This window comes from Sphingobacterium sp. UBA7625 (assembly GCF_002484085.1).
Lineage (GTDB): Bacteria > Bacteroidota > Bacteroidia > Sphingobacteriales > Sphingobacteriaceae > Sphingobacterium > Sphingobacterium athyrii.
The window spans coordinates 520,876-538,066 of record NZ_DLJD01000051.1; the positions used below are offsets into that span (position 1 = coordinate 520,876).

At 43.2% G+C, this 17,191-nt stretch carries 10 protein-coding genes; 9 read left to right on the top strand and 1 reads right to left on the bottom strand.

All coding sequences use genetic code 11. The features are described from left to right. Positions 1-44 precede the first annotated feature (44 nt). The 7 genes from B4G94_RS22215 (at position 45) to B4G94_RS22245 (ending at position 13,713) form a co-directional block, all read left to right on the top strand. The gene (locus tag B4G94_RS22215; RefSeq protein ID WP_286862030.1) at positions 45-1,145 is read left to right on the top strand and encodes a glycosylase; all 1,101 of its coding nucleotides are present in this window, start codon (positions 45-47) and stop codon (positions 1,143-1,145) included. Positions 1,146-1,249: 104 nt separating this feature from the next. After that, positions 1,250-3,652, top strand: coding sequence for a glycoside hydrolase family 2 TIM barrel-domain containing protein (locus tag B4G94_RS22220; RefSeq protein ID WP_286862031.1), 2,403 nt, complete (start codon positions 1,250-1,252; stop codon positions 3,650-3,652). A 44-nt stretch (positions 3,653-3,696) separates the two neighbouring features. Further along, positions 3,697-6,786, top strand: a complete 3,090-nt coding sequence (locus B4G94_RS22225) for a SusC/RagA family TonB-linked outer membrane protein (protein WP_286862033.1) — start codon at positions 3,697-3,699, stop codon at positions 6,784-6,786. A 5-nt stretch (positions 6,787-6,791) separates the two neighbouring features. Then, a complete protein-coding gene (locus tag B4G94_RS22230) occupies positions 6,792-8,534 on the top strand; it encodes a RagB/SusD family nutrient uptake outer membrane protein (protein WP_108634910.1) in 1,743 nt (580 codons plus the stop codon). After that, positions 8,524-11,040, top strand: coding sequence for an L-rhamnose mutarotase (locus tag B4G94_RS22235; RefSeq protein ID WP_286862034.1), 2,517 nt, complete (start codon positions 8,524-8,526; stop codon positions 11,038-11,040). Before B4G94_RS22230 ends, B4G94_RS22235 begins: the two co-directional genes overlap by 11 nt. 1 nt (position 11,041) lies before the next feature. Continuing rightward, a complete protein-coding gene (locus B4G94_RS22240) occupies positions 11,042-12,136 on the top strand; it encodes a Gfo/Idh/MocA family protein (RefSeq protein WP_286862036.1) in 1,095 nt (364 codons plus the stop codon). Continuing rightward, on the top strand, positions 12,133-13,713 hold the full coding sequence (locus B4G94_RS22245) for a sodium:solute symporter family transporter (protein WP_286862038.1): 1,581 nt from the start codon (positions 12,133-12,135) through the stop codon (positions 13,711-13,713). The genes B4G94_RS22240 and B4G94_RS22245 overlap by 4 nt, the downstream gene beginning before the upstream one ends. 6 nt (positions 13,714-13,719) lie before the next feature. Here B4G94_RS22245 and B4G94_RS22250 read toward each other — a convergent pair whose 3' ends face one another. Next, the gene (locus tag B4G94_RS22250; protein ID WP_286862039.1) at positions 13,720-14,496 is read right to left on the bottom strand and encodes an IclR family transcriptional regulator; all 777 of its coding nucleotides are present in this window, start codon (positions 14,494-14,496) and stop codon (positions 13,720-13,722) included. A gap of 378 nt (positions 14,497-14,874) precedes the next feature. Between B4G94_RS22250 and B4G94_RS22255 the strand changes: the two genes are divergently transcribed. Both B4G94_RS22255 and B4G94_RS22260 read left to right on the top strand, forming a co-directional pair. Continuing rightward, positions 14,875-16,047, top strand: a complete 1,173-nt coding sequence (locus B4G94_RS22255) for an ABC transporter substrate-binding protein (RefSeq protein ID WP_286862040.1) — start codon at positions 14,875-14,877, stop codon at positions 16,045-16,047. After that, on the top strand, positions 16,040-17,191 hold the full coding sequence (locus B4G94_RS22260) for a CaiB/BaiF CoA transferase family protein (protein ID WP_286862042.1): 1,152 nt from the start codon (positions 16,040-16,042) through the stop codon (positions 17,189-17,191). The genes B4G94_RS22255 and B4G94_RS22260 overlap by 8 nt, the downstream gene beginning before the upstream one ends.

Below are 17,191 nucleotides of genomic sequence, written 5' to 3' on the forward strand. Positions count from 1 at the left end.
AACATTAAGGCTTTAAGGCAAATAAAAAAGAATAATTATTACAGATGAAACCGTTGAAAAGAATCATGCTATTGCTATCCTTTGCATTGCTGGGGTGGAAATCGTGGGTACATGCCCAAAATATTTCCAGTACGGAAATGGCAAAAATTTATGATGAAGTAAAGACCCCCTATAAGTATGGACTTGTTTTAGTACCCGCGCATAAAGGCGAATTGATGGATTGTCCGACCATTTATAAGGAGGGGAAATATTGGTATATGACTTATATTGTGTTTGATGGAAGCGGTTATGAGACCTGGCTGGCGCAGAGCTCGGATCTTTTGAACTGGAAGACCTTGGGGAAACAACTCTCCGTGGCACCAGATGGCAGCTGGGATGCCAAGCAGCGAGCAGGATACAATGCTTTGGTTGATACAAAATGGGGCGGGAAATATCAGCTCAACAGCTACGCTGGAAAATACTGGATGTCCTATTTCGGCGGTTCTACCGCAGGCTATGAGCCTGAACCTTTGTCGATTGGGATGGCTTATACCAGTAAAAAGCCTACGAAGCCCGTCCAGTGGAAACAGCTGCCCAATCCGGTTCTAAAAAGTACTGATCCAGATGTTTCCTGGTGGGAAAATCGCCATAAGTTATTTAAAAGCTATGTTATCGAAGATCCTGATAAACATACAGGCCATCGTTTTGTGATGTATTACAATGCCGTGGGCGATTCCTTGGTAAATAACAAGGCGACCCGTTGGTATGAGCGGATCGGTATGGCCGTATCTGACGATATGAAAACTTGGAAGCGTTTTCAAAAGGATCCTGTGGTCCACCATCCGATGGGCATCACGGGTGATCCCATGATCCAACGTATTGATGATACCTGGGTGATGTTCTATTTTGGTGCATTTTGGAAGGATCGTAAGGGCGCATTTAACCGTTTCGCTGCATCTAAGGATCTGATCCATTGGACTGACTGGGAAGGTGCCAACCTAATCGAATCAAGTGAAAGTTTTGATCAGCAGTATGCCCACAAGTCTTTTGTGTTGAAAACGGAGGGGGTAGTTTATCATTTTTATTGTGCAGTGGACAGCAAAGGTAACCGTGGTATTGCCGTGGCAACTTCTAAGGGTCTGGGCAAGAGTCAGGTTAGTTTTTAAACCGAAGGCAGGATGCATGCCTCAATATAGATTAATGAATAAAGAAACATGCACTACTATCATTGACAGCAATGTAAGTAATGCTTATAAATCACCATTTAAATATGAAGTTACGTTATTTTATTTCCATGCTCATTTTATTGCAGCTTCAACTTGTATCTGGACAGGGACGTGCCACAATCAACTTTAATGAAAACTGGCATTTTACGTTGCAGGATCACCTCGGTTTTCGCTTGAACGACGGAGATGCCCAAGCTTGGGAATCGGTGGAATTACCCCATGACTGGAGTATCAAAGCTGATTTTTCCGCTAGCTACCCAGCAGGTAATGCCGGAGGAGCATTGCCTGGCGGAATTGGCTGGTATAGTAAGGAGTTTAAGCTACCGACCGCAGATCAGGGTAAATCCATACAGCTTCACTTTGGCGGAATTTACCGTTATGCGGAGATATGGATCAATGGCGTCTATTTGGGTAAAAAGCCTAATGGCTACCTCTCTTTTACATTAGATCTCACACCATATTTGAAATTTGGAAATCAGTATAACCGAATTGCCGTCCGTGTGGATAATAGCAAACAGCCAAACTCCAGATGGTATTCGGGTTCCGGAATCTACCGGGATGTTTACCTGATCAAGACCGGAGTAGTACAACTCGATGAACAGGAAACTTTTATCACCACGCCTGAGACACATGGTGAATTGGGGCAGTTGAAAGTACTTTCTAAATTGAAGAAGTTGGCGCGACCTAAAGGCGTTGCAGGGAATAAATATCAAATTACAGTATGGGATCCCAAAGGAAATATACTGTTGAAAAAAACAGGTGTGGAAAAGGATGGAAATATTAATGAATTACTTCGTGTGGACAAACCGAAGTTGTGGAGTACCAATGCACCGAATTTATATCGCGTACAACTCGCTCTTTTAAATAAAAATAATACAGTTGAAGATCAAATCGAAAAAAGAATTGGGTTTAGAACAATTCGATTTGATGCAAAAACAGGATTTTACCTCAATGGGGAAGCCCTGAAAATCTTAGGAGTCTGCATGCATCATGATTTGGGTGCGTTAGGGGCTGCTTTTAATAAGTCCGCTGCAAAACGGCAGCTTGTGATGATGAAAGAAATGGGCGCGAACGCCATTCGTACCGCGCATAATCCGCCGGCTGAAGAACTACTCGATCTCTGCGATGAAATGGGAATTTTGGTCTATAACGAAGCATTTGACATGTGGAAAAAGCGAAAAAATAAGTTCGACTACCACATTGACTTTCCGGCGGAACACCTTAAGGATATTGAAACTTGGGTGCGTCGAGATCGTAATCATGCTTCAGTTATCCTATGGAGCATCGGAAATGAAATCCGGGAGCAATTTGACTCCACAGGTATTGCCTTAACGCAAGAAATGGCCAAATTGGTTAAATCCCTAGATCCTACACGTCCCGTTACTGCTGCCCTGACAGAAAATAATTATGCGAAAAACTTTATTGCACAGGCACAAGCATTGGATGTCTTAGGATTCAACTATAAACATGAAGATTATGATAAATTGCCTGTAGAATTTAAGAATATTCCGCTACTGGCGTCAGAAACTGTTTCTGCTTTACAGACTAGAGCGGTATATGACAAGTTGCAAGATACGATTCAGCTCTGGCCCGCGTCTTCAAAAGATAAATATGTCGTTAATGGCAATCCTGATTTTACGGTTTCGGCCTATGATAATGTTGCTGCCTATTGGGGTACAAGCCATGAGAAAGCTTGGCTAGCGGTTAAGAACCGTCCTTTTTTGGCGGGAACATTTGTCTGGACCGGCTTCGATTATCTTGGGGAGCCTGTTCCTTACCCTTATCCTGCAAGGAGCTCTTATTATGGTATTGTTGATCTTGCCGGTATTCCCAAAGACGTGTATTATATGTACAAGTCTGAATGGACCGACAAAGATGTTTTACATCTTTTGCCACATTGGAACTGGAAAGCTGGCGACAGTGTAGACGTATGGGCTTATTATAATAAGGCTGATGATGTCGAACTCTTTCTGAATGGCAAGAGTCTGGGAACTTCAGCTAAAACCGCAGATCGTCTGCACGCCAGCTGGAAGGTGCCTTTTGAAAAGGGGGAATTGAAAGTCGTTAAAAAACGAGATGGTAAAGTTGTTCAGGAAGCTATACGGCAGACTGCGGGACCTGCGAAGACATTAAAAGCACAAGTCGAGCACGGTCTTTTTTCGACGGAAGATACACGAGATTTATATTTTGTGTCGGTTCAACTGTTGGATGGACAGGGTAGGGAAGTGACACAAGAGGATGTTGAAGTAACCTTCTTGTCGAATGACGGATATGAAGTAGTAGGAACTGATAATGGTTTTCAAGCCGATTTGCGTGGGTTAACGAATCCTTCCCGTAAAACATTTAAGGGTAAAGCTGTGGCGTTCGTCCATAAGAAAGATGGTACAACTGGAAGGGGAATGATACGTATTCAGTCTAAGTTGGGCGAAGTTGAGGTCAACTTGTAACCCCATTATTAAGAGAAATAAATAACCTTTAAATCTAATATTAAATGATGAACAAAACATGTCTAGCGATGGGCGGGTTTGCACTATGGATGGGCACACAATCTTTGTTCGCGATGAATGCAAGTCTCGAAAAATTACCCTTTTATTTCGCTATGCAGCAAACGGAGGTAAGTGGTAAAATAGTTGGGGAAGATGGAAAACCCCTCGGCGGAGTAACAGTTACATTAGCTGATGCGGTATCTTCTACCGCTACAGATGAGTCCGGCAATTTCACTCTGCGGATTCATGGTACGAGCGGAAAGATTGTTGTTTCGGCAATTGGCTATAAGACACAGACAATCTCGGTCAAGACTGGTGTTCCGGTTCAGTTAAAACTTGAAAAAGATGATCAGGCCTTGGATGAGGTTGTGGTAATTGGCTATGGAACGGTGAAAAAAAGAGACTTAACAGGGGCTGTGACATCGGTTAAGGCCGATGATATAGTTCGATCTCCAGCTTCGAATGCATTAGAATCGATTCAAGGTCAAGTCCCGGGATTAGATATTACACGTTCATCTGGGAGTGCAACTTCAGGCGTAAATATGACAATTCGGGGAAAACGTTCGCTATCCACTGCGGAAGGGTCCAATAGCCCACTTATTATTATCGATGGTATGCAAGGAGGAGAAATTAGTGATATTCCACCACAGGACATTGAATCAATAGAGGTCCTCAAAGACGCTTCCTCAACAGCGATTTACGGTTCTCAGGGTGCAAACGGTGTCATTATTGTTACAACTAAGCGAGGAAAAAATAGCGTGCCGAAAATAGCCTATACGGGTTATGTGGGTATAAATGGCTGGGCACAATATCCTACTATGCGGACAGGTGATGATTACATTGCCCTGCGCCGCGAAGCCGCAAAGACTGCCGGACAATGGAATACAGCTGCAGATGACCAGACTTTGTTTACGGTCAGTGAATGGGCTGCACTACAGCAAAATCAATGGACTAATTGGAAAGATCAGGTTTTTCATAATGGCATGGTTCAAAGTCACCAGCTTTCTATTGCTGGTGGCAATAATAATACGCAAGGGCGGTTGTCTGGGGGATATTATCGCGAATTAGGTTCTTTCAAAAATGATGCATTGGATAAGTTCAACCTACGACTTAATCTTGACCAAAATGTAGGCTCTATCGTGAAAATAGGCACGTCTTCGCAAATCACACATTATGATGGAAATAATAGAGCCGAAAATGTGCTTTGGCGCGCAGCAACGAATGTGCCATTGGGTTTACCCTATGATGAACAAGGAAAAGTGATCTTATGGCCTTTAGGAAGAGAAGGAAAGGTTAACCCATTAGCCGATGAATCCGACGAGTTTACTGCCCAACATCGTATAGCAAATACCCACTTGATCGCTAATGGTTTTGCCGAAATTAAGCCAATGAAAGCGCTTTCTTTTCGCTCTAATTTTGGCGTAAATCTCGCCTTTCGTAAGCGAAAGGACTTTGAAAGTGCAAGCTCGATAGACCGAGCAGGTGAGTTTCCGACGTCGTTGGCCAGTATCGATGATAAAAACAGGAGCTTTATTAACTGGGATAATGTATTGAACTATAGCTTTGCGATTCAGAATCATTCGATCAGTGTGACGGCATTAACATCTTGGACCCAAGCAAAATTAAATACAAGCTATATGGAAGGTACTGGTCAATTGGTACCTCAACAACTTTGGCATAATATAGGTGCAAATAATAAGGATTCTTACGTGATTCGATCAGGATATATACAAAGCCAAACACTATCATATGCATTACGCGCTAATTATTCCTATCAAGGGAAATATTTGCTAACAGTATCTAACCGTTGGGATGGAGCTTCGCGCTTATCCAAAGAGCATAAATGGGCTGCATTTCCTTCTGTTGCGGCAGGTTGGCGTATTAGTGACGAGAGTTGGTTTAAATGGAAGCCTGTTAAAGAGTTGAAATTGCGCGCTAGTTATGGACAGACCGGAAACTCCGGAATTAGTGAATACGGTACACAATCGGGAGTTTCTAGCTATACAAACGGTGCCTTTCAAAATCAGGGCTATGCCTATTATGTTTACAATAGGTTGATTGGAAATGCCGATTTGGGATGGGAACGTTCAGCGTCTTGGGACTTGGGCTTGGATGCCCAGCTTTTTAACAGCAGGGTTAATTTAGCTTTGGACGTGTATGATACCAAAACGACCGATATCCTATTGCCGAGAACTTTACCGACTTCAATGGGATCGGGAAACAATACCCCTTTCCAAATTTATCAGAATATCGGAAGTAGCAGTAATCGGGGCTTAGAGATTATTTTAAATACCAAGAATCTTACAGGTGCTTTTAAATGGGGAAGTGATTTAACATTTGGTACCAATCGCGAAAAAATTGTTGATCTAATAGATGGTCGGGATATTATTGGTACAACGACACGAGAGACGGAAAGTCTTTTGATCGGTCGCCCTTTACAATCATTTTATTCTTTCAAACGGATAGGAATATGGCAGCTGGATGAAGCAGAGGAAGCTGCACGATATTTTAAGGATACGGAAAAAACACAACCGTTTAAACCTGGAGATATTAAGTTGGCTGATCTGAATGGTGATTTTGTCATTGACGATGTCAACGACGTAACTTATCTGGGAACAACATCTCCACGATGGACCTTGGGTTTCAATAATACGTTCTCTTACAAAAATTTCGATTTGAGTATCTATTCGATTGCACGTTGGGGACAAATGATGGATTATGAGTTGACTGCAGCATTCGATCCACAAGGTCGCGGTAATCAACCGGCTTATCTCGATTATTGGACACCAGATAATCCTACAAATGATTTTCCAAGACCTGATCAAACCAACTTTTATAATTATTTGGGTTATCAAAGCTATAGTTATGTAGATGGTTCGTATATCAAGTTGAAAACAGCTACCCTAGGGTATCGTTTGTCTAAAGCTACATTAGATCGGTGGAAAATGAGCGGTGTTAGATTCTATTTGACCGCGAATAACCTTTTTTCCTGGTCGAAAAGTGATTTGGTACAAAATTATGATGCAGAGCGAGGTGGATCTGCAAAGAGTCCATTACTACGTCAGTTTGTCTTTGGTATTAACCTTGATTTTTAATCGTTATGAACAAAATAGCAAAATATATTATTGGAATAAGTCTGTTTGCGGGATTGCAAGGCTGTAGTCTGGAAGAATATAACCCCGGGGGAACAACATCCGATATTGTATTCTCTACAGAAGATGGAATAAATTCGTTGGTCAACTCGGCCTATGTATATTATGGAGCACAGTTTTATGGTCGTGAGGATATTTTGATGTTGACAGAAGGGGGGACCGACCTTTGGATTAATATTGCAAATTCAGGTTATGGTCGTCAAATGACGAAATACGATGGTTTGAATGCCACTGTAGGACAATTGCGAAATACATGGAATCGTTTTTATGAAATCATCAATTATTGTAATGCGGGACTTGAGCGTATCAATGCCGTTTCTTTCGCTAATCAGGAAGTAAAAAAATCCCGTATTGGCGAATTATCATTTTTACGTGCCTATGCTTACTGGCATTTGGTTGAACAGTTTGGCAATATCGATTTACGGACAAAGGAAACAAAGGAGGCGATCCTGACCGCAAATAGGTCCCCAATCTTAAGTTTTTACGACTTGATGCTTTCCGATCTGGAGGTCGCCATCGCGAACCTGCCTGTAGCCCCTATTCCTGCAGCCGAAATTGGCCGTGCCACCTTAAAGGCTGCATATGGTTTGAAAGCCCGTGTAGCATTGACTCGTGTAGCGTATGAAAGCGCTGCCGAAAAAGATAGGTATTATCAGGTTGCGTCCGAGGCAGCTCAATACGTTATTGATCATCAAGCAGCATTGCAGGTATCCTTATATGCGACGCCGGAGGAGGTATTCCGTCCGGCAAATAATAAAATTAATAAGGAAGCGATGTTTACGATAACCCACTCAACCATAAATTCGCTAAATCCACAACCGAATAATCCTAATAGGTTACATATTTGGTTTAAAGCAAAATATTCTGCCAAAGCAGGTATGGTGCAGGACCTGGAGTATGGTGCTGATCGTAATTCCAATTCTGGCGGAATGTGCTTTATGCCAACAAGACATTTGTTAGAGCTGTATAATGAGGACATTGACCGTCGGTATGAAGATTGGTTTAGAGAGAAATACTACTTGAATGTAAGTCAATACAAGTGGACAACAGATGATTTGGCTGCCTTTGAAAAACCCACATCTCTTGTCGGGTCAATTCTCAATCGTGGCGATTTAGCCCTGTGGTTTACGAAGAAAAAAATAACAGGTGAGAAAAGAAATTTTCCTTATGCTGTTGTGGATATAGACGATACTTACAATGGGGCAAAAGTAAATACAAATGCGCACTTTAATGTACATTTTCCGTCTCTGAACAAATACAATGATCCCGACTTGCCGTCGGTAGGGTCACAGGTGGGCACTAAAGACGTCATCGTAATGCGTTTGGCTGAAATGTACCTGATTGCTGCGGAAGCTGAAACAATGCGAAATGGCGGGAATAAAGGGAAGGCTGCCCAACTGCTGAACGTTTTACGAAAAAGAGCAGCTAAACCCGGTAAAGAAAATGATATGCTTATAAACGAATCTAAGCTTAATCTTGACTTTATATTGGCCGAGCGTGGTAGAGAACTGTGTGGAGAGCATATCCGCTGGTTTGATTTAAAGCGGACAAATAAGTTAGTCGATTACGTAAAACAATACAATCCTGATATAACGTTGATACAACCTTATCATGTTAACCGCCCTATTCCACAACAGTTTTTGGATGTAATTACTAACCCTATCGAATTTGGTCAAAATAATGGATATTAGGAAAACAGTTCTCGCATGGATTTTCGCTTTTTTTTCGCTCTGTAGCCTGTCGGCACAGACAGGTGAAATCCATGTAGGTAAACAAAGCAACAAGGAACAACGGGATGGCACCCAGGGAGCTCCATTTTCATGTTTGGAGGATGCCCTGCGTGAGGCTAGGGAATGGCGACGATTAAACGATCCGCGCATGCAGCATGGCATTACCATCTGGATTCAGGATGGTATTTATCGACCCGCACAGACGATCTTCGTCCGTCCGGAAGATAGCGGAACAGCCGAAAGTCCGACATGGATAAAAGCGGTAGGCAACGAAGCCATATTTTCGGGCGGGATTTCTGTTACAGACTGGCGGCAAGTAAAAAGTGAAAAGAGATTGGATCCTACTATTGCTAAGCATATCGTGGTGGCAGATGCCCCTCAGTCCGGAGGAAAGTATTTCCCTTTCCGTCAATTGTGGGTTGGTTCACGTAAAGCAATCCGTGCCGAAAGTCACGATGATGCCCACTTGCCCCGGATCATCAATTGGGATTTTCAAAAACAAGCGGCCGTCATTCCGAACGTGTTGCCGAAAAGGTTTGCCTATAAGGCCGGTATGGAGTTTTTCATCCATCAGTGGTGGGCAATAGCGCAGCTCCGGGTTCGTGAGACGGTAGTTACAAAAGATAGTACTACACTATTTTTTCATGAACCGGAAGGCAAAATCCAAAATGAACATCCCTGGCCTAAGCCTTGGTTGTCCAAAGAACATGGCAACTCGGCATTTCGTCTTGTCAATGCCCTTGAATTTTTGGACCAGCCCGGAGAATGGTTTTTGGATGAAGAACAGCATAAAGTTTATTATTACAAAAGACCAGATGAAAATATAAACCGTCTACAGGTGGTTGCTCCTTATCTGGAAACCATACTGACCATGCAAGGGACTCTGGAGTCACCAGTACAGCATGTCCATGTCGAGGGCATACAATTTCAGCACAGTTCCTGGTTAAGGCCACATTTTTATGGACATGTTGCCTTGCAGGCGGGTATGTACTTTTTAGATGCCTATAAGCTCACTAAACCCGGAACAGCTGATAAAGCGGGATTGGAGAATCAGGCCTGGCTGGGCCGGCCACAAGCGGCAGTCATACTTAGCCATACGGCCTTTACCAATATTTCAGCTTGCCGGTTTTCCCATTTGGCTGCAACAGGCATTGACTATCGGCAGGGCAACCTGAAGGATAGTCTAATTGGAAATCTATTTCAGGAGATCGGCGGATCGGGTGTACTGCTCGGTCAGTTTTCAGATGAGGAGGTTGAAGCACATCTGCCTTTTCAGCCCAGCGACGAGCGTATCTTGACAGATGGTGTTGTGGTCAGCAATAATCTAATCCAAGATATTGGGAATGAGGATTGGGGAACAGTAGGGATTGGCGCTGGTTTTGTCCGCAATGTAGCTATTACAAATAATGAATTGCTTGATCTTCCGTACACAGGCATTAGCTTGGGCTGGGGCTGGACACCGACAGTCAATGCTATGCGTAATAATCGTGTTTTCAAAAATAAGATCACACGTTATGGCAAATACATGTATGATGTAGCCGGTATTTACACCTTATCGGCTCAGCCCGGAACAAAAATTCAGGAAAATTATATCGACAGTATCTATGTGTCGCCTTATGCGCATATTCCTGAACATTGGTTTTATCTCTATACCGATGAAGGCTCAGCCTATATGAATGTTAGCAACAACTGGTTCCCATCCAATAAAATATTGCGAAATGCCAATGGGCCGAGCGTTGAGTGGATAAAGAATGGGCCCGAGGCGGATGCCAGGGTCAAAGAAGAAGCTGGTATCGGTCCACGTTATGCCTATTTATTGTCTGAAAAACGATCAATACCCAAAAATGTAGCTTTCAATACATATACTCCTTTTACCAAACCTGTATTTTTCCAGATCCATGATGTAAAAAAGCAGCTTGAACTGACTGAAATCAAAGATTTTTTTGCTAAACAAGGAGCCGATAGCAGCCAGGTATATCGCTGGAAGGATTACATCTTACTGATGACAGACGATGAGATCGGTAAGAAAATATCGAGTGCTTGGGTAGCCAATTATCCGGCAATTTCTTATAAGTTGTTCAATGATCTATTTTATACGTTCGATCGGAGCAACTGTGGAGCCGAGAAAGTGAAAGATATCGATTTTGTTTTACTTACTGCACAACTGGTGGACGATAAATCGAAACAGGAGGCTTATTTCGAAGCCCATAAAAATCAAACTAAAGAATGGCCCGAAGTTGCAGCAGGGTTCTGCAAAGCCGGCTTTGACGAGGTATTGGTCTACCGCAATGGAAGACAGCTTATGTTATATATTTCTTTTCCAAAAGGGCGGGATTTTAAAACAATCGATCAGCTGACGACCAGGGACAATCCACGGGTTATGGAGTGGAACAAACTTATGGGGACCTATCAGGAAGGTATTCCCGGAACGGGAGTGAATGAAACATGGATTTTTTATAAACAATAAAATGGAAAATATACAGCAGTTAAAATTAGGGATTTTAGGGCTCGGAGAAGGCCGGAGTACGATGTCTGCAGCCTTGCAGAGTCCATATATAGAGTTGGTCAAAGTCTGTGATCTCAATGAGGAACTGGGACGTAAGCGGATGAAGGAATTTGATTTTCATAATTATACCAATGACTATCAGGTTATGCTCAATGACAATAGTATTGAAGCCATCGCAATTTACACACCAGATCATCTTCACGCAAAACATATACAGCTGGCTTTGGAACATGACAAGCATATCATCTGTACCAAGCCATTTATTGATAATCTGGCCGATGCCAATGCTTTATTGGAACTCGCAGCTCAGAAAAATAAGCGTGTATTTGTCGGTCAGAGTTCACGTTTTTTTGAACCAGTGAAGAAACAAAGAGAAGATTTTGAAGCCGGGCTGATCGGTGAGTTGATTACCATCGAAGGCTATTATCATGCTGATCACCGCTGGTTTCTGGAGAAGCCTTGGTCTTTACAATCTTCCTTCAAATGGCTTTACGGTGGGCTGAGTCACCCGGTTGATTTTATCCGCTGGTATCTTCCGAATATTGAAGAGGTGATGGGATATGGCATGCTGAGCGCCAACGGAAAAAAAGGAGGGCTGCAAAATCCAGACACCATGCATTTTATTTTCAAAGCCGAAGATGGCCGTGTAGCCCGAGTAAGTGGTGCGTATACTGGGCCTGTGCAGCCTGTCACACGGGATAGTGAGATGAGCTGCATTTTACGGGGAACTGAAGGTGCTAGTCAGGCGGATTATATGGATCTCCGGTATGCAATTACAGATAAAACGGGCGAAGAACGCATGCTAACTTGGGAGCATAAACTAAAGCATTACTTCCGTTTTGAAGGAAAAAGTCATCATGCCGGTGAATATCAAAATTACCTGGAGCACTTCGCAAAGGCCATCCGTACTGGAGAGGAAGCATTTCCTGACATGAAAGAGGGTATAGGTACCATTGCTTTACTGCAAGCGATGGATGAATCTTTAACAACCGGAAAACCCGTTCGCCCGAAAGAATTATTGGCGAGGTTTGGAGTTGACTTGAATTTGGGAAGATGAACTCGATTTTAGACAAATTAACTATTTATGACTACTGCATTGTTGTCGTCTATTTGGTGGCGCTGTTGGCAATAGGCATTATATCTTCACGTAAAAAGACTGACGGAGCGGAACACTTCTTAGCCGGAAAATCCCTAAACTGGTACAGTATTGGATTCAATATGTGGGCGACAAATGTCGGACCATCCATGTTGCTGGCCTTTGCGACAGTCGGCTATACGACCGGTATTGTTGCCGTCAATTTCGACTGGTATGCGTTTATTTATTTATTCTTATTGGCCGTGCTGTTTGCCCCTCGTTATATTGCGACAGGTGTGCGTACCCTACCCGAATTTATGGGCAAGCGGTTCGGTTCAAATACGCAAACTATTCTGGCTTGGTATTCATTGGTAAAAATGCTCATTTCATGGTTGTCGTTGGGACTGTTTGCTGGTGGATTTTTAGTACGTCAGATTTTGGGAATTCAGATGTGGCAGTCGGTTACTGTACTCGTTGCCCTGGCGGGTTTGTTTGCTTATACTGGAGGATTAAGAACAGTCGCTAAGATCAATATCTTCCAGATGATTTTGCTCATCGCCGTGTCGGCCTTTTTGACTTTCCTGGGACTTTCCAAAATCGGTGGCATAAGTTCTTTAATGCAACAGACCCCCGACAATTATTGGTCGTTGATCAGACCGGCAAGTGATCCCGATTATCCCTGGTATGCCATTGCATTGGGATACCCCGTGGCCGCCATCGCTTTTTTCTGTACGGATCAGGCTATGGTACAGTCCGTGTTGGGGGCAAAGAATCTCGAACAGGGGCAACTGGGAATTAATTTTATCGCTTGGCTCAAGATACTTTCCTTGCCGCTGTTTATCCTGACCGGTATCATCTGTTCGGTTTTATTTCCGGGACTTAAAGACCCGTCACTTGCTTACATGACCATGGTGACCAACCTGTTTCCTACTGGTCTGAATGGATTGGTAATCGTGGTGTTAATTGCTGTATTAGTGGGTACCATTGGTTCCTCACTCAATTCTTTGAGTACCGTTTTCACCATGGATATATACTTAAAGCATATCCGGCCGGATGCGACCAATAAGCAAATAACCCAAATAGGGCGTTATACGGTCATCATCGGCTGTCTAGCTTCAGTTTTCGTCGCGCTGGCGATTGATCAGATTAAAGGACTCAATCTTTTCGATGTATTTCAGTCTATTCTTGGATTTATTGCGCCACCTTTAGCTGTTGCTTTTCTAATGGCCGTGTTGTGGAAAAGAACCAATCGAGCAGCAATCAATACGATTTTAACTTTTGGCGCAGTACTGAGCCTGGCGACAGGTGTATGTTATCTCTGGATTTTTCCAAAAGATGTTTACTCGTTTTGGCCGCATTATCTGATGCTATCCTTTGGTTTGTTTACCGCCCTACTGCTTATCGGCATTGCCGTCAGTCTGTTGGTGCCCAAATCCAGGTATGAACTGGAACATAAGGATAGCTTCCAGATTAAAATCGAGAAGCCGACTGTCCGGGTAAAGGCTGCCTGGATAGCCCTTTTTATTGTGATGATTGCCTTATATATGTTCTTTAAATAGCTTTGGTCAAGTTAATCCGAGATTGGATTCAATTTGTGATCGGCATTTTTTTAAGCTATCAACGATAGCTTCGGTCGGCATATTCTGACCCGTTTGACGTCGAACGAGCTTTGATACCGTGAGGCAGGCGATGATGCCTGTTTCGCTGGTTCCGATGGGAACAGAAATATCGATGATGCCCTCCGCATATGCGCTTGGCATTTCATAAAAGCCTTTGCGTTTGATATCGGCTAAGTCGCTGTCAAATTGCTGACGTTCAGCTTTCTTCAAGCTGCAGTAATACGGATCGGCTTCTAAAATGGATTTTCTTTTTTCAGTTTCGGAAAAACTTAAAAGGAGCTTGCCTGAAGCCGTTTGTGAAGTACTGTACAATTTGCCTTCTTCAACAACGATGCTGATGGGCGATGAACCTCTGGCGTAAGCGATGACCATCACCTGATTGTCGTAAATAACGCAGAGGTGACAGGGATCTTTGATTTCGTTGGACGTATCCTGCATCGGTAGTAATGAAGTTGCCCGTAGTTTCTCTACAAAGGAATGCCGGTGCGAAAGATAGTATAGCTTCAGTGAAAGCGAATATTTAGATGAAATTGGATCACGATGAATGTAACCGTTGGACTCCAGTGATGCAAGCATGCGATAGATTTCATTGGGACTTCGATATAAGCCCAAAGCGATCTCAGATTGGGATTGCGCTGTTGCTTGTAAGGCCAGAAATTCAAGGATCTGCAATCCCTTTTCGAGCGCTGGCGCTTTATATTTATCGGAGCTATTTGATGTCATAAAATGTTTTGCTTACAAATGATCGGGCTAAAGATAGAAAAAGTATTTGAAGAGACGTTTTTAGCTATTCGAAAAAAGAGTTTAAATTTTTATATTCAAATATTGTATTTATATTTGAATATTATAGACCGCTTTTTCTTTGTGAAAAAGCATTAGAAGGGAAAAAGATTATAAACACATTTAATACCAACATTAGATTATAGTACTGCGTTGCCTAGGCAATATTATCGTGCCTGGAAGGGCAAGAAGAATAGGGAAAATAGTTACAACTGCAATATCATGTTTTGCTGTTTTTGGAGATCGGAATAATTTTAAGGTTGGTAATCAAATAGTAAAAATGGTTGATAAGTCTCTCCGCAAGACTACATAAAATAATACATGAATACAATGACAGAGAAAATCCGGTTAAAGGGGATTACCTGGGGGCATACCAGAGGCTTTGTACCGATGGTTGCGACTGCGCAGCGTTATGAAGAATTATGTCCAGATGTTGAAATTGTTTGGACAAAACGGACTTTACAGGAATTTGCTGATAAGTCAGTGACGGATCTGGCAACGGAATACGATCTATTGGTCATAGATCACCCTTGGACAGGACACGCCGCAGCTAAGGGGATGCTTGCCTCATTTGACGATTACCTATCCGCAGACTTTTTGGCCGATCAACAGGCGAATAGTGTTGGGAAATCTTATGAAAGCTACAACTTTCTAGGCAAGCAATGGGCCTTGGCTATAGACGCGGCGACACCTGTTGCTGCAAGCCGTCCAGATCTTTTACAAGCCTTAGGCGTAGCACTTCCTCGTACATTCGAAGAAGTCTTGGCTTTAGCTAAAGCGGGGCGGGTTGGATTTTCGCTATTGCCGATTGATTCCTTGATGCACTTCTACGGTCTTTGTTGTTCTTTGGGTGAAGAACCTTGCCAAGATACCGAAAAAGTAATCAGCGATGCAGTTGGAATAAAGGTCTTAAAATTATTCAAATCACTTGCGGATGAACTGGATGCCGGATTTTATGATAAAAATCCATTTAAGGTGTTTGAAGAAATGACTCAGCGTGATGAAATTGCTTACTGTCCATTTGCCTATGGTTATTCGAATTACGCTCGGGCAGGTTATGCACGTAAGGTGTTGCATTTTCATGATTTAGTATCATTAAATGGTACGCCTATGATCAGCACACTTGGTGGAGCGGGACTGGCAGTATCCTCACAGGGCAAGCATATAGATGTAGCCATGGATTATGCGCGATTTGTCGCGACACCGGAAGTTCAGGAAACGCTATATGTCGAAAATGGTGGCCAGCCTGGACATTTACGTGCCTGGAAAAATGAGCAGGTAAATGCCGTTACAACCAATTATTTCAGCAGTACACTACCCGCATTAGATCGGGCTTATTTGCGTCCGCGTTATGATGGCCATCTTTATTTTCAGGATCATGCTGGTGATATCGTGGTTGGTTATCTAAGGAATGGCGGCGACGAAAAGGCAGTTTTGAACAAGATGAATGCGATGTATCGGGAATCATTAGTGGATAAAGAAGGCCATGGATAATAAACCACTGGAAGGACTTTTGGTCCTCGAGTTTTCACAATTTATGGCTGGACCAACTGCTGGCCTGCGTTTGGCGGATCTCGGTGCCCGAGTCGTCAAAATTGAACGTCCAGGGGCTGGCGAAGGGGGGCGGCAGATTGCGATTAAAAATATTTTTGTAGATGAGAGTAGCCTGGTCTTTCATACCATCAACAGAAATAAAGAATCGTATGCAGCCAATTTGAAAGATGAAAATGATCTGGAAAATATTAAAAAATTAATCCGTCAGGCAGATGTGATGACACATAACTTCCGCCCCGGTGTCATGGAAAAGATCGGTTTGGATTATGAGAGCGTGCAGAAAATTAACCCAAAAATGATCTATGCCACGGTAACTGGCTACGGCAATGAAGGGCCATGGGCTAAAAAGCCAGGGCAGGATTTACTCGTGCAATCGCTGTCGGGACTTTCCTGGTTATCGGGCTGTGCGCAGGATGGGCCGGTTCCTTTTGGATTGGCCGTGGTTGATATGTACTGTGCCACACATCTGACACAAGGTATATTGGCGGCATTGTTGAAACGTGCACGCACCCAACAGGGAGCTCTTGTTGAAGTCAGTTTACTGGAATCTGTGTTGGATATGCAGTTTGAAATGTTGACCACACATGTCAACGATGGCCGCAAGCTGCCGCAGCGGTCGACGGTTAGAGGAGCTGGGCATGCTTATTTAAGCGCGCCTTATGGACTCTACAAAACCCTTGATGGCTATCTAGCCTTGGCCATGGGCAATGTCGGGCATATTGCAGAAACCATAGGCTTGTCTGGACAGTTCTATCAAGACGCTGCAACCTGGTTTTCACGACGTGATGAAATACTTCAAGAATTTGCTGCGGTATTGTGTCAAAAGACAACCTGCGAGTGGATAGCCCGTTTGGAACCCGAAGGGATCTGGTGTGGTGCAGTCAACGATTATCATCGTTTTTTTGAGGAGCAGGGTTTTAAGGAGGCAGGAATGCTGCAAAAAGTCACCTTACAAGATGGCACCGCACTGACCACCACCCGTAGCGTGTACCAGATCGATGGAAAGCGTTTATATGCGGATAAACCTGCACCAAAAGTGGGCCAGCATACGGCATCAATTGTTCACGATTATTTAGAAAATTAA

Bases quoted from the DNA above. Each gene is read 5' to 3' on its own strand.
- B4G94_RS22230 (WP_108634910.1), top strand. From the start codon at position 6,792: ATGAACAAAATAGCAAAATATATTATTGGAATAAGTCTGTTTGCGGGA.
- B4G94_RS22215 (WP_286862030.1), top strand. From the start codon at position 45: ATGAAACCGTTGAAAAGAATCATGCTATTGCTATCCTTTGCATTGCTG.
- B4G94_RS22235 (WP_286862034.1), top strand. From the start codon at position 8,524: ATGGATATTAGGAAAACAGTTCTCGCATGGATTTTCGCTTTTTTTTCG.
- B4G94_RS22245 (WP_286862038.1), top strand. From the start codon at position 12,133: ATGAACTCGATTTTAGACAAATTAACTATTTATGACTACTGCATTGTT.
- B4G94_RS22240 (WP_286862036.1), top strand. From the start codon at position 11,042: ATGGAAAATATACAGCAGTTAAAATTAGGGATTTTAGGGCTCGGAGAA.
- B4G94_RS22225 (WP_286862033.1), top strand. From the start codon at position 3,697: ATGATGAACAAAACATGTCTAGCGATGGGCGGGTTTGCACTATGGATG.
- B4G94_RS22220 (WP_286862031.1), top strand. From the start codon at position 1,250: ATGAAGTTACGTTATTTTATTTCCATGCTCATTTTATTGCAGCTTCAA.
- B4G94_RS22255 (WP_286862040.1), top strand. From the start codon at position 14,875: ATGAATACAATGACAGAGAAAATCCGGTTAAAGGGGATTACCTGGGGG.
- B4G94_RS22260 (WP_286862042.1), top strand. From the start codon at position 16,040: ATGGATAATAAACCACTGGAAGGACTTTTGGTCCTCGAGTTTTCACAA.
- B4G94_RS22250 (WP_286862039.1), bottom strand. From the start codon at position 14,496: ATGACATCAAATAGCTCCGATAAATATAAAGCGCCAGCGCTCGAAAAG.